The 13713-nt window shown below is 39.8% G+C and carries 14 protein-coding genes; 11 read left to right on the plus strand and 3 right to left on the minus strand.

Annotation, left to right across the window (positions count from 1 at the left end; genetic code table 11):
* Positions 1-51 precede the first annotated feature (51 nt).
* The 8 genes from HCN_RS00380 to HCN_RS00415 all read left to right on the plus strand — a co-directional run bounded on the left by HCN_RS00380 (position 52) and on the right by HCN_RS00415 (position 8114).
* Complete coding sequence (locus HCN_RS00380) at positions 52-1428, plus strand: M23 family metallopeptidase (protein ID WP_014666203.1); 1377 nt, start codon at positions 52-54, stop codon at positions 1426-1428.
* 29 nt (positions 1429-1457) lie between these two features.
* Positions 1458-2048 carry a septum site-determining protein MinC gene (gene minC / locus HCN_RS00385; protein ID WP_014666204.1) on the plus strand — a complete coding sequence of 197 codons (591 nt, stop codon included), beginning with the start codon at positions 1458-1460 and terminating at the stop codon, positions 2046-2048.
* Complete coding sequence (lpxC, locus tag HCN_RS00390; RefSeq protein WP_002956149.1) at positions 2045-2935, plus strand: UDP-3-O-acyl-N-acetylglucosamine deacetylase; 891 nt, start codon at positions 2045-2047, stop codon at positions 2933-2935. The genes minC and lpxC overlap by 4 nt, the downstream gene beginning before the upstream one ends.
* A gap of 38 nt (positions 2936-2973) precedes the next feature.
* Positions 2974-3468: a hypothetical protein gene (locus HCN_RS00395; protein WP_002956150.1), complete on the plus strand. Its 495-nt coding sequence runs from the start codon at positions 2974-2976 to the stop codon at positions 3466-3468.
* A gap of 84 nt (positions 3469-3552) precedes the next feature.
* A complete protein-coding gene (gene thrB / locus HCN_RS00400) occupies positions 3553-4491 on the plus strand; it encodes a homoserine kinase (RefSeq protein ID WP_014666205.1) in 939 nt (312 codons plus the stop codon).
* Positions 4492-4509: 18 nt separating this feature from the next.
* Positions 4510-4767 (plus strand): DUF448 domain-containing protein, encoded by a 258-nt coding sequence (locus tag HCN_RS00405; protein ID WP_002956152.1) that lies wholly within the window; start codon positions 4510-4512, stop codon positions 4765-4767.
* Positions 4749-7400 (plus strand): translation initiation factor IF-2, encoded by a 2652-nt coding sequence (infB, locus tag HCN_RS00410; RefSeq protein WP_014666206.1) that lies wholly within the window; start codon positions 4749-4751, stop codon positions 7398-7400. Before HCN_RS00405 ends, infB begins: the two co-directional genes overlap by 19 nt.
* 63 nt (positions 7401-7463) lie before the next feature.
* Positions 7464-8114, plus strand: coding sequence for a hypothetical protein (locus HCN_RS00415; RefSeq protein ID WP_014666207.1), 651 nt, complete (start codon positions 7464-7466; stop codon positions 8112-8114).
* A gap of 104 nt (positions 8115-8218) precedes the next feature.
* Here HCN_RS00415 and bcp read toward each other — a convergent pair whose 3' ends face one another.
* The 3 genes from bcp to HCN_RS00430 all read right to left on the minus strand — a co-directional run bounded on the left by bcp (position 8219) and on the right by HCN_RS00430 (position 10536).
* Complete coding sequence (gene bcp, locus HCN_RS00420) at positions 8219-8677, minus strand: thioredoxin-dependent thiol peroxidase (protein WP_014666208.1); 459 nt, start codon at positions 8675-8677, stop codon at positions 8219-8221.
* A gap of 81 nt (positions 8678-8758) precedes the next feature.
* Positions 8759-9682 carry a tetraacyldisaccharide 4'-kinase gene (locus tag HCN_RS00425; protein WP_014666209.1) on the minus strand — a complete coding sequence of 308 codons (924 nt, stop codon included), beginning with the start codon at positions 9680-9682 and terminating at the stop codon, positions 8759-8761.
* Between the two features lie 8 nt (positions 9683-9690).
* Positions 9691-10536 carry an NAD+ synthase gene (locus HCN_RS00430; protein ID WP_014666210.1) on the minus strand — a complete coding sequence of 282 codons (846 nt, stop codon included), beginning with the start codon at positions 10534-10536 and terminating at the stop codon, positions 9691-9693.
* Between the two features lie 167 nt (positions 10537-10703).
* On the opposite strand from HCN_RS00430, the gene petA reads away from it, so the two are divergent.
* Genes petA through HCN_RS00445 form a run of 3 tightly spaced genes read left to right on the plus strand, consistent with a single transcriptional unit; the run spans position 10704 to position 13558 of the window.
* The gene (gene petA / locus HCN_RS00435; RefSeq protein ID WP_014667498.1) at positions 10704-11213 is read left to right on the plus strand and encodes a ubiquinol-cytochrome c reductase iron-sulfur subunit; all 510 of its coding nucleotides are present in this window, start codon (positions 10704-10706) and stop codon (positions 11211-11213) included.
* A gap of 9 nt (positions 11214-11222) precedes the next feature.
* Positions 11223-12452 carry a cytochrome b gene (locus tag HCN_RS00440; protein ID WP_002956159.1) on the plus strand — a complete coding sequence of 410 codons (1230 nt, stop codon included), beginning with the start codon at positions 11223-11225 and terminating at the stop codon, positions 12450-12452.
* Complete coding sequence (locus tag HCN_RS00445; RefSeq protein ID WP_014667499.1) at positions 12452-13558, plus strand: c-type cytochrome; 1107 nt, start codon at positions 12452-12454, stop codon at positions 13556-13558. Before HCN_RS00440 ends, HCN_RS00445 begins: the two co-directional genes overlap by 1 nt.
* Positions 13559-13713 lie beyond the last annotated feature (155 nt).

Here is a 13713-nt window from a genome sequence, read left to right on the forward strand (position 1 = left end):
TTTCTTACTTAAATTTCTTAAAGACAGATAGGGAAACTTGGGGCGTGTGGTATGGATAACAAACGATTGATTGGCTTAAGCGTTGGGCTTGTAATTCTTATTTTGGTAGGCGTGGTTGCCTTTAGTTCTATTATTTTTGAAACTCAAGAGCCTAGTTTAGAATCTAGCTCAATCCCAACGCATTGGAATTTACAAGATGAGATTCAAATAGACTTTAGTGATGAAAGCGGGATACGCGATTATCGTGTGCAAGTGGTATTTGATAATGAAATTTTGAGTGATGAAAAAGAAGTGGTTTTAAGTAAGCCAAAATCAGTAAAGATTCCATTGCCAAAGCCTTCAATGACATTGAAAAACGGCACGAGTATTCAGTATAAAATTGAAGTAACTGATTGGAGTAGCTCACATTTTTTCACCGGTAATACGGCAAAGATTGATTTGAATCTCATCGTAGATACGACACCGCCAGAAGTTACGCCCATTGCTTCATCATATCAAATCGTGCGTGGGGGCAGTGCGGTGGTGGCGGTTGAAGTCAAGGATATGGCATTAGAAGATGTGCGTTTGAGCAATGGCACAGATGAGTTTGCCCTTTTTAAATACCTTGATGACAATATTTATATTGGCATTATCGCTTGGCCTTTGAAAAATAAATTTTTTAGCACTCAGCTTGTGGCTAAAGACAAAGCAGGGAATATCACAAAGCATAATATTCCACTTGTACGGAATATCAATGCCCCTTATTATCGCTCAAATATCCGTATTAAAGAGGATTTTTTAAGTGGTAAGCTTGATGAGCTACTCTCTCAAATTGATAAAAAGCATTTGCGGGAGTTTGACAATGATATAGAAAAATTTGCGTTTTTTAATGAAGAGATTCGCAGTGAAGATGAAAAGAGAATCTTAAAGGCGTGTAGCGATTTAGTTGGGGATAAAAGCTTTATTGATGAAGGCTTTCACGCTTTTGTGCCACTTAGAGGCTCAAAGCTTGTTGGGAGTTTTGGGGATTTTCGCACTTATTTTTTAGGGAAAGAAAAGATTAGTGAAGCCATACATTTAGGCATTGATGTGGCAAGTGTGAAAAATGCACCCGTTATTGCAAGTAATAATGCGGTGGTGCTGCTTAAAAGTCATCTTGGGCTATATGGAAATACTTTGCTTTTGTATCACGGCTTTGGCGTGTCATCAATTTATTCGCATTTGCAGGAGAGCTATGTGGAAGTAAGCGATTTGGTGCATATAGGACAAGAGATAGGTAAAACCGGCACGACAGGTTGGGCTTTTGGCGATCATTTGCATTTTGGGATTCTAATACAGGGGCATTTTGTGCGTTTGAGTGAGTGGCTTGATCAAAAGTGGATTGATGAAAATGTGGTGAGTGTCTTAAACAAAGCACGAAGCTTTTATCAAACAAGAGCGGTTCCTTAAAATGCTTTTTGTCTAAAGGGTGCAAGGCTATGATAAAGACACATCAGCGGACATTAAAGCTATTTGAATTTGAAGCTGGAGCTAACACGGAGGAATATATCGCTTTTATCACAAAGCATTTGCCCCTTTTGCGATACCACACGCTTGGCTTTAAAGGCGAGATAGATTCTGTTTTAAAAGAGTTTTTGCAATCTCATCAGCTAAGTTTTAGCACACTTGATACGATTTACACTTTTCAAAGCCCACAGCAAAAGGAGTCTAAAGATTCTAAGCTCAATGCAGAATCTCAAAAGATTTCATCTGCCCCCACATTGTTTGTCTCTAAAGTGGTGCGGAGTGGAGAGGAGATTATCCATAATGGTGATGTGGTGATAGAATCTCAAGTCAATGATGGTGCTAGGGTGGTAGCAGGTGGGAATCTTGCTGTTTTTGGTGAATGCAAGGGGAGCGTTGAAGTTGGCGGGGAATATATGATTTGCAAAAAGATTCTAGCTTCAGCGATCATTTTTCAAGATAGGTTGCTTGATGAGCCTTTTTTACATAAAATTAACCAAAGCAGTGCATTATTCAAAATAATTTTTAAAAAAGACGATGATATAGTCATAAAGGACTTGCTATGAAACAAAAAACGATAAAGAATAAGGTTGAGATTGTGGGCGTTGGGCTACATAAGGGTGTGCCTGTGAGAATGGAGCTAGAGCCATTAGATGTGAATAGTGGTATAGTGTTTTATCGTAGTGATTTGAGGGCAAGTATTGAGCTAAAGCCCGAAAATGTCATTGATACCACAATGGCAACCGTGCTTGGCAAGGGGGAAGCTAGAATCTCTACCATTGAGCATTTGCTTTCAGCCATTCACGCTTATGGGATTGATAATATTAGAATCTGCTTAAATAATGAGGAAGTGCCGATAATGGACGGAAGTTCCATTGGATATTGTATGCTTATTGAGGAAGCTGGGGTTATTTCACAAGATGCTCCAAAAAAAGCTATCGCTATTAAAAAGCCCATTGAGATTCAAGATGATAAAAAGTTCGTGCGAGTTGAGCCTAGTGAGCGGACAATTTTTGATTTTAGCATTGATTTTAGCCACCCTGCTATCCGTCAGCAACACTATAAATTTACCTTTAGCACAAAGGCGTATAAGCAAGAGATTGCCCGTGCTAGGACTTTTGGATTTTTACACGAAGTAAATTATTTACGCTCTATTGGACTTGCTAAGGGCGGGGATTTGAGTAATTGTATCGTGCTTGATGAGAGTGGGATTTTGAATAAAGATGGGTTGAGGTATAAGGAAGAGTTTGTGCGACATAAGATTCTAGATGCTATTGGCGATATGGCATTGCTTGGAATGCCCCTGCTTGGCACTTATGTCTCTTATGCGGGAAGCCACAAGCTTAATCACTTACTCACAAAACAGCTTTTAAGTGATGAAAAAGCCTATGAGATTGTAAGCCTTGAAGATAAGGCTATGGAAGAAGCCTTGGAATACGCCTATGAGATGTAATTGTTGAGATGTAAGCCTTAAAAGTTTAAGAGATAAAATTGAAAGAAATTGATATAGCACTTGTGAGTGTTGGTGGGACTATAAAATGTGGATTATATGAGAATAAAGAGCTTTTTGAAGAGATAGTAAGCAATGAGCTAACACTTACCGCCTTGCCTAAAATCTTTGAATCTTTACTCCCAAATCCCAAGCAAGATTCTAAATATGCAGATATGAAAATAAACACCATTTACTATGCCAATGGTCCCGGGAGTTTTAGTGCGTTGAAGCTTACACATATTTTTTTGCACACGCTAAGCTTACTTTATGAAGTGAAGCTATTAGCTACTTCTAGCTTTTATTTCACTCAAGCAAAGTATATTAAAGCCTTTGGCACAACTTATTTTTATGAAAATGAAAATGGCGAGATTACCCTTGCTTATGGTGTAGATAGCCCACAAGAGAGTGAGTTTTATCTCCCAAAGATTCTAGATACGCTCCGTTTTCATCATAAGATAGAGCCATTGTATATACTGCCACCGGTGCAAAGTTAGAATCTAGGGGCTTTACAAGCGGAGTTAAGAGAAAAACATTATAATGCGAGTTTTTTGATGTTTTAAAAGGGAAGGAGAGAAGTTTTGGTTGTTCGTGTTCCTGCTACAAGTGCCAATCTTGGACCGGGCTTTGATACGCTGGGTTTGGCTTTGAATCTTTATAATACTTTTAGCGTTACTCCCGCACGACTTAGCAGTATCCATATTGCAGGAGAAGGTGAAGATCGCCCAAAATTACGCGTGGATAATGTGTTTGTTAAAATTTTTAATGAAGTGCTTGAATTTTATGAATATCCGCGGAGACATTATAAGTTTAGCTTTCACAATGATATTCCTATCTCAAGGGGGCTTGGCTCTAGCTCGGCGGTGATTATCGGGGCGATTGTGAGTGCATATCATATAATGCAAAAGCCTTTGGATACAAATGAGATTCTAAACCTTGCCCTTTGCTATGAAAATCACCCTGATAATATTACTCCTGCACTCTGTGGGGGCTTTAACATCGCAATGCTAGAATCTAATAAACAGCCCACCAAAAATACCCATAAAGATTCTATTTTTGGCAGTCAAAAAACAAGGGTTGTGAGTATGAAAACGCCAATCTCTAGAGATATTAAAGCTGTTGTTGTTGTGCCAAATACGACTATTTCTACAAAATTTTCTCGTCGCACTTTGCCTAAGAAATACAGCACAAAAGATGCGGTTTTTAATCTTTCTCACGCGTGTATGTTAAGTGCTGCATTTTTAAAAGGGGATTATACACTACTAAGGGAAGCAAGTGGGGATAGATTCCACCAAGATGTGCGTATGAAGGCTTTGCCGATTTTATTTGCTATCCAAAAACTTGCTTTAGAGAATAACGCTCTCTTAAGTACGCTCTCTGGCAGTGGCTCATCATTTTTAAATATTTGCTATGCCGATGAGAGTAAGAATCTTGCAGAGCTAATGCAAAAGAGCTTTCCAAAATTCCGCGTGTTTGAGCTGGAGTTTGATAATATGGGCGCGACACTGCTAGAATCATAAAAATTAGGTATAATACAAATGAAACAAGCCAAGCAAACGCGTATGTGTGTCAAATGCCGCAAGAGATTTCATCAAAAGGAGCTTTTAAGACTGCAATGTGATGGTGATTCCCTATGTGAGTTTAGCGGGAAAGGACGAAGTTTTTATGTGTGTTGGGAGTGCGTAGGGCAGCCAAAAACACTTCAAGTGATACTCAAAATCAATAAGCTCAAACCAAATGAGAACTATGCTGTAAGACTAAAGGAGATAAGCAATCAATGGAAAAAATTAGACTAGCACAAATTGGGCAGGAATTTGGCAAAGACGCTAAATTTGCCTTTGAAAAAGCCAAGGAAATGGGGTTAAGTGTCAAAACGCCTTCGAGCTCGGTTACGCAAGAAGAGGCGGCAATGCTCTATGAGTTTATGACAACAGGTGTAAATCCTTTGCCCCCAAAGCCTGAATCTAAAAAGTCAAAGGCAACTAAAAGTAAAGATTCTGCTAAAAAGACTTCATCTCAAGCTAAAGATACAAAAGCCCAAATAGAAAAAAAACAAATGGTGGAAAAAGAGAAAAAGCCATCTAAAACCAAAAAAGAAGCTCCATTAGAGCAAGAATCTAAAAAGATAAAGCAGGATAGCCCACAAACTGAAGCAACAAGCCCTAAAGAAAGCCAAGATTCTACTCAAGATCCTGAAGCCACTCAAGTTGTGAATGCAGAGCCAAAAGCCAAGATAGGCTTAAGGATTGTCCGCAAGAATGATAAGCAAGAGCTAAAAAGTAAAGAGCAAAGCCCTATTGAATCTAAAAAAGACGAGAGTAAAAAGCATACGCTAAGCTATAAAGAGCTTCTCGCACAAAGTGCCGATGAAGAGCATAAAAAGCACAAAAAAGATAAGCATAAGCCAAAGGTAGCCCATAAGCATACAACAGATCAAAAGATTCATATTTTAGATGATAGGGATATTAGCTTTGATTATGATGATGAGCAAGATGAGATTATGCTTTTTGATTTGAATGAAACGCAGGTGCGTGATGAAGATGAAGAAAATAAAATCCGCCAAGCTATCACAGATAGAGTGCAGATTCACAGAAAGAATCCGTGGATGAATGAAGGGAGCATTAAACGCGGTGGTAAAAGACGCAAACCGCCAAAAGTAGTAAAAAATGTAGATAAAGTCAAAGGGGCGATTTCTATCCCAGAAGAGATACGCGTATATGAGTTTGCTGAACTTATTAGAGTAGAACTTAAAGAAGTCATCAAGGTGCTATTTAATCTTGGACTTATGGCGACTAAAAATGATTTCCTTGATCGCGATGCTATTGAGATTCTAGCAGATGAGTTTGAGCTAGAGATTTCTATCCACGATGTGAAAGAACATAGTGAAATAGAAATGGAACTAGAAGATGCACCACAGCTTGAGCGTCCGCCTGTGGTTACGATTATGGGGCACGTGGATCACGGCAAAACTTCACTACTTGATTATATCCGTAATTCTCGCGTGGCAAGTGGTGAAGCGGGGGGCATTACCCAACATATTGGGGCATATATGGTGGAAAAAAATGGCAAAAAAATCAGCTTTATTGACACGCCCGGACATGAAGCCTTTACACAAATGCGAAGCCGTGGAGCGCAGGTTACGGATATAGCTATTATTGTTATTGCTGCTGATGATGGCGTGAAGCAACAAACCATAGAAGCACTCAATCACGCCAAGGCTGCTAATGTGCAAATCATCATTGCGATGAATAAAATGGATAAGGAAAATGCTAACCCCGATAAGCTTAAGGCTGAATGTGCGGAGCTTGGATTCACGCCTAATGAGTGGGGTGGGGAATATGAGTTTATCCCTATTTCTGCTAAGAGTGGGGAGGGGGTTGAAAATCTGCTAGAGACAATTTTAATCCAAGCTGAGGTCTTAGAGCTTAAAGCTTCTCATCAAGGTAAAGCTAGAGCTATCGTATTAGAGGCGAGTTTGGAAAAAGGCAGGGGTCCGGTGGCAACTATCATCGTGCAACAAGGGGTGCTGAATGTCGGGGATTCTGTCGTGGCGGATACGGCTTTTGGGCGTGTGAGGGCATTGCTTGATGATAGGGGGCAGAATATCACACAGCTTTATCCTTCTGGTGTAGCGGTTGTTACGGGGCTTTCACTTGTGCCAAGTGCGGGGGCAGTGCTTCAAAGTGTGGAAAATGACACGATTGCACGAGAACACGCACAAAAACGAGCCCTATATCTGCGGCAAAAAGAGCTAAGCAAAAGCACAAAGGTTACTTTTGATGAGCTAGGCGAGATGGTCGCTCAAGGGAATCTTAAAAGTCTGCCACTTATTATTAAGGCTGATACACAAGGCAGTTTAGAAGCGATAAAAGCAAGTTTGGAAAAGTTAAGTAATGATGAAGTGCGTGTCAATATTATCGGTTTTGGCGTTGGGGGGATTAGTGAAAGTGATATAGATTTGTCTGCGACAAGTGAAAATAGCTTGATTCTAGGATTCAATATTCGCCCAACAGGGAATGTCAAAGCAAAGGCAAAAGAGCTTGGCGTTGAGATTAAGACATATTCCATTATTTATTCATTGCTTGATGATGTTAAGGCGTTGCTTGGTGGGCTGATGTCGCCTGTGATTGAAGAAGAAAACACCGGACAAGCTGAAGTGCGTGAGACATTTAATATTCCTAAGGTTGGCGTGATTGCTGGGTGTATGGTCGTTGATGGGAGTGTTCAAAGGAGTATTAAAGTGCGGCTTATACGCGATGGTGTGGTGGTGCATACAGGATCTATTAGCTCACTCAAGCGGTTTAAAGATGATGCTAAGGAAGTGTCAAAAGGCTATGAATGTGGCATTATGCTAGAAAACTACAATGACATTAAAGTGGGCGATGTGTTTGAGACCTACAAAGAAATTGCTAAAACAAAAACCTTGTAAAGATTGTGAAAATTTACCTGCTTGGATTGGAATCTCGCCCACTTTTTACAAAAAGGAGAGAGAATGAAAAAGTTAGCTTTTGTTTTATGCGGATTTTTCTTTTTGAGTATTGCACAGGCTGATGAAATGGCTGGGCAAAATAAGTTTATGATAGGTGCGTCTGGGAGCTTTGGCTTTATGGATCGGTCATCAGAGTATTTTAACAATCAAGGCTTTGAGATAGATCAATTTGATGGCGATAAGAGCTTAAGTGGCTTTGGTGGAAGTGCTAGGCTAGGCTATGATGTGTATTTTAAGCCAACACAAGCTATTAGAATCTATGCTGATTATATTGGGGCGAGTTTTAATAAAGATGAGATTCTAGGCAGAATGAATCTTAATCATATCGGTGTAAATGTGGATTATTATCACTATGATTTTGCAAGTGGCTTTGGCGTGTTTACTGGAGCTGGTGCGGTGTATAATATGGGTAAAACAAACCTAGGCAATATAGATGGCATTGGTGTTGGATTTAATGTGGGCGGTGCGTATGTGATTAACGACTATGTTGAGCTAGAATTGCGTATGAAGTTTATTTTAGCTGAATATTTTAATAACAAAGCGGTGAATCCTGTAAAACTCCCTAATGGTGCAGGTGCTGGGACTATCACGGCTCAAAATCTTGACCTAGATGCTCCAATGTATCTTATGCTAGGGCTAAATGTAAGATTCTAAGCTTACTTTTGAGCGAGATAGAATCTGAATCTAAAGGTAAATTTTATTCTTATAGCCCTAATAGTTTTATGTGCTATGGGGTTTGTTTCCCCCAAGCTCACGCATTATTCCAAACTCTCTAGCACCTTTTGAGCGTGGTCTTTAGCCTTGACATTATAAAAGCTTTGTTTAATCACACCATCTTTACCAATGATAAATGTGCTACGGATAATCCCTTGCACTTCCTTGCCATACATCATTTTTGTGCCATACGCCCCATACGCACTTGCCACACTTTTATCCGTATCGCTAAGAAGCAAAATCTTAAGATTCTGCTTGGCAATAAAATTTTGATGACATTTTGGGCTATCTGGACTAATGCCTACAATCACATAATCTTTGGCGGCAAAAGATTCCAAAAGCGCACTAAAGTCTTTTGCTTCAATCGTACAGCCGGGCGTATTGTCCTTGGGGTAAAAATACACAATGATATTTTTGCTTAATAAATCCTGCAAGGCAAATTCTGTCTCATCGCTACTTTTTAGCCTAAAAAGCGGGGCTTTATCTCCTGCTTGAAGTTTCATTGTTAAATCTCCTTTATACAAATTTCAGCTCACCAAGTCTTTTAACTCACAAGGCAAGATTCTAACATTTTTACAATAATGCTAATTTACTTGTGTTTGCGTTTCGAAACTTTTCACATAGCCCTGAATCTGCCCTAAAACTTTAGAATCTATTTTCAAACGCAACCGCATAACGCTTAAATCTAGTCCGCTTTTCATTAGCTTCACCTCATCTTTGCTTGTTACAAGTAGTGAAGTGGCGTTATGCTTTTTTTGTAGCTCTTGCAAGGCTTGTATATCAAATCGTGCGTGGTCATTGAGCGTGATTTTCCCCACCACAGAATCTGGCAAAAACGCATCAAGCCTTGAAGGATTAGCAATAGCAGTAAGCAAAAGCATTCGCTCACTTGGAGATTCTATACTCACCTCCCTTTCATACTCTATCCCCTCACGCACGAGTATATCGGCTTCCTTTACCGCACTTTTTACTTCGCGGTAAATCCCACTTGGCAAACAAAATGGAAAATACGGCTTTAAAAGCGGCTCTAGCACGATATTGAGTTTTTTAAATCTAAATCTAAATCCATCATCTAAAAATATAACTTTAGCCCCTAGCTCTTTTGCTTTATGTATAGCTTCTATGCGGTTTTTAGACACAATCACACTTGCATTTTTTAGCTCTCTTGCGATGAGATGAGGCTCATCTCCGGCTTCTTCTTGTGAGATTTGAATCTCACCATTTAAGCTCACTATAACAAGCCCTTTAGATGAGCGTTTATAGCCACGAGAAATGACACAGGCATTTTGAAAATCTTTTGCTATCTCAATGATAAAAGGTGTCTTGCCACTGCCCCCGGCGATGAGATTCCCCACACTCACAATGGGGATATGAAAATCGTGGAATTTGGAAAATTTTCGCCTTACAATTGAGCCTATGGCATAAAGGAGTGAAATAGGTAAAAGAGTGATACTTAGGCATTTTTGCGGGAAGTTGGGATTATAAAAATATGAGTCAATAAAACGCATTGTTTTCCTTAGTTTTGATGTGTGATACAAGGGGGGTTGCTAAAGGCAAACACGCTTGGCATAGTGCGTTTAAAGGCATTTATCCAGATTCTTGTGCAAAGTGATTTTACCATTTGGGATTTAAAGCCTTGAGATTCTAAAGCGTTTTGAATGCAGTCTCGCTCATCTTTTTGCCCTGCCTTTAAACCGCCTAGATTTTCAAAACACATAAGAAAAGAATCAATCTCTTCATAGCTATATCCCAAATCATTCTCATCGCTTTGATTAGCAAATAAATCCGCACTTGGCTTTTTATTTATGAGATTCTGCGGAAGATTGAGATGCTTGGCTAGGGTAAAAATTTGTGTCTTATACAGGCTGCCGATGGGGTTTATCGCATAGGCTAAATCGCCAAAAATCGTCCCATAGCCAAGCACAAGCTCACTTTTATTGCTTGTGCCAAGCACAAGGGCATTTTCCGCACTTGCATAATCATAGAGTAATGCCATTCTAAGCCTAGAGCAAAAATTCCCCATACGCAACTTTTGCCTATCATCTAAATCGCTTTTGAGTAAGTCGTTTTCAAATCCCAAATGCGAGGCAAAATGGCTTTGAAAGCTTTCAAGCTTTATTACTTGCGGGGTGAGATTTAGAATCTTAGCAAGATTAAGTGCATCATTAAAGTGTATGGGACTTGAACTAAGAGAGGGCATAAGCAAAACTTTTAGATTTTCACTCCCCAAAGCCAAAACGCCAAGAGCTGCTACCACAGCAGAATCTATCCCGCCGCTTAAGCCTAAAACCCCTTTTTTAAACCCGCGTTGGCTAAACTCCTTTTGTAAAAAAAACACACAAGAATCTACAAAACCCTTCATTATATCCCTTTTGTTATACCCTTTTATGATGTCATTTATTTTCGTGTCGCACATTATAACATACTCTAAAAATAAACAAAAAGTTTAACAAAAATAAACAATATTTAAGCCTTTTTTGCATACGATACTAGCTTTTTAAACTTCAAATAAACACGAAAGGAGAAAAGATGCAAGACACAAAAAGACGCGATTTTCTGGGAATGGCTCTAGGTGGTGTTGCAGCTGTGGGAGCTGTGGCTTCTTTGTATGCGATGAAACGCTCTTGGGATCCATTGCCTAGCGTTGTTTCGGCAGGATTTACAACATTTGATTTGAGTGTATTGCAAGAGGGTGTGCTTCAAACGGTGGAATGGCGAGGTAAGCCTGTGTATATTCTTAAAAAACAAGCAGGTAGCCAAAAAACACCGGGCAGAGATTTTGAAATAGATGGTGCGGTTTATACGGTTGGGATTCAGATTTGCACGCATTTGGGCTGTATCCCAAGCTTCAATCAAGGCTCACAAGAGTTTGCTTGTGCGTGCCACGGCGGAAGATTCAACTCTTCTGGTATAAATGAAGCAGGCACTCCACCACCGCGTCCTATGGATATTCCACCTTTTAAGATTGATGGGACAAAAATGGTGCTAGGCGAAGAGGGGCAAGAGTATAAAGCCCTGCTTGAAACAAAACAAGCATAAGGAGAAAGTATGGAAGTGAAAAAAGCTGAAGGCTTGGTAGATTGGCTTGATCAACGCCTTGCCATTAGGAAATTAATGGAAGTGATGATGACGAAGTATTGGGTCCCTAAAAACATCAATTTCCTTTGGGCGATGGGCGTTGTGTTACTCACGCTCTTTTCGTTGCTCGTGGTGTCTGGATTCTTCCTTTTGATGTATTATAAGCCTGATGTGAATCTTGCTTTTGATAGTGTCAATCATACGATTATGACTGAAGTGGCATTTGGCTGGTTGTGGCGGCATATCCACGCTGTGGCAGCAAGTATGATATTTTTGATTATCTATATTCATATGTTTGTGGCTATTTATTATGGCTCTTTCAAAAAAGGGCGTGAAATGGTGTGGATTGGCGGAATGTTGCTTTTTGTGCTTTTCTCTGCTGAAGCTTTCAGTGGCTATATGCTTCCTTGGGGGCAAATGAGCTATTGGGCGGCTGCGGTTATCACAAACCTTTTTGGTGGGATTCCATTCATCGGTCCTGATGTGGTTGAGTGGGTGAGGGGGAATTTTGTCGTTGCAGATTCTACTTTGACACGCTTTTTTATGCTTCATGTATGTTTGTTGCCGATTGTGATTATTGGTGTGATTGCATTGCACTTCTATACGCTTAGAATGCCACACGTGAATAACGAAGATGGTGAGCATATTGACTTTGAAGCGGAGGCAAAAAAATACGAAGAGGGCAGAAAAAAAGAATCTAAAGTTATTCCTTTTTGGCCTGTATTCTTGTCAAAAGACATTTTTGTTGTGTGCTTGTTTATGATAGGCTTTTTCTATCTTGTGTGCTTCCACTTTGACTTTGCTATGGATCCTATTAACTTTGATCCTGCAAATAATATGAAAACTCCAGCTCACATTTACCCAGAGTGGTATTTCTTGTGGAGCTATGAGGTGTTAAGAGGATTCTTCTTTAGTGCGGATTTGGGGCTTATTGCTTTTGGTATCGCACAAGTGGCATTTTTATTCCTGCCTTGGCTTGATAGAAGCTCTGTTATAGCGCCTGCACATAAGCGTCCGGGCTATTTTGTGTGGTTCTGTCTGCTTATTGTAGATATGATTGTTCTTACAATCTTTGGAAAGCTCCCACCTGAAGGGGCAAATAACTTCATCGGTTTTGTAGCATCTATTGGATTTTTGTTTCTTATCTTTGTGGCATTGCCGATTGTAACCATACTTGAAAACAAGAAAGGAGCACACTAATGAGAGAGATTAAGATTCTAGGCATTATTGTAGTTATCGTAGGTGTGCTGTATTGGGGTGTTGAGCCTTTGGCACACGCCACTTTTCACCCCGAAGTAGCAAAGGCGGACTTTGAGTTTAAAGATTTATCTCATAATGTTGATGTAAGCAAGGGCAATGCAGAGCGTGGAAAAGCTCTTGTAGAAGCAAATTGCGTGGCTTGTCATACGCTCAATGATGTTGGCATTGCTGGTGGGGATATGGCTGTGTATTTCCGCGATGATAAGGAAGCGACTATTTTCACACCCGATCTTTCAACGGCTGGGGCGATTTATGATGAGAAATTTTTGGCAAATCTCATCATTGATCCTGCAAATACGCTGCATTTAGCTCATAAGTTCCCTAATGGCGATTTTCCTATGACACCTTATGTAACAGATGGAGATTTGAATCAAGAGGTAGCCGACATTGTAGCCTATCTTAAGTCTATTGGCTCTGTGTCTTTGAAAAAGCAAGTTTTAGAATCTCAAGAGTTTGTTGCTAAAAAGGGCAATATTGAAAACTCAACGCTAAGTGAAGGGCAAAAGCAAAATGAGATTGCCAAGCTTGAAGAGAGTCTTACAAATAAAGCCACTTTCCTTAATGCTTGTTCTCGCTGCCACACGATGAAGTATGATGGTGTTAGCTCTCGCACGACGCCAGAATCTCTAGGCGTGTATCTTGGCTCTGCCGCACCTGATTTATCAACGATGATTCGCAGTAAGGGATGGCATTATTTGGAATACTTCATTAATGATCCACAAAAAGTGTCTTATAAAGCGATTCAAGAAGCCATCATCAAAAAAGAAGGCTCACTCCCAGCCAATGATAAAAAGAGTGAATGGCAAGATGACAAAGATTATAGCAATCTAGCAAAAGAGCTTGGTGTAATGCCTGTGGGACTTTCTATGCCACGCGTAGGCTTGACACACGAAGCTCAAGAGCGAGTTGTAGCGTATTTAGAATCCATAGGTGATGCTAAAAAGGCGGAGAGAGAATCTCTAGGTATATATTTGATGATTTTCTTTGGTGTGCTTAGTGTCCTTGCGTATCTTTGGAAAAGACGCATTTGGAGTGAGATTCACTAATCTTTACTTATCTAGCAGATTCTACAATCTGCTAGAATCTTTTAAAATCTGCTAATTCTTTCAAATCTCTAAACAAAGTGTGCTTATAAGTCTAATGCTTTAAAAATAAGATTTAAAATAATGTAAGACAAAGAAGTAAGATATTTTCAAAAGGA

The sequence above is a fragment of the Helicobacter cinaedi PAGU611 genome (assembly GCF_000284635.1).
In the GTDB taxonomy this organism is placed as follows: Bacteria; Campylobacterota; Campylobacteria; order Campylobacterales; family Helicobacteraceae; genus Helicobacter_C; species Helicobacter_C cinaedi.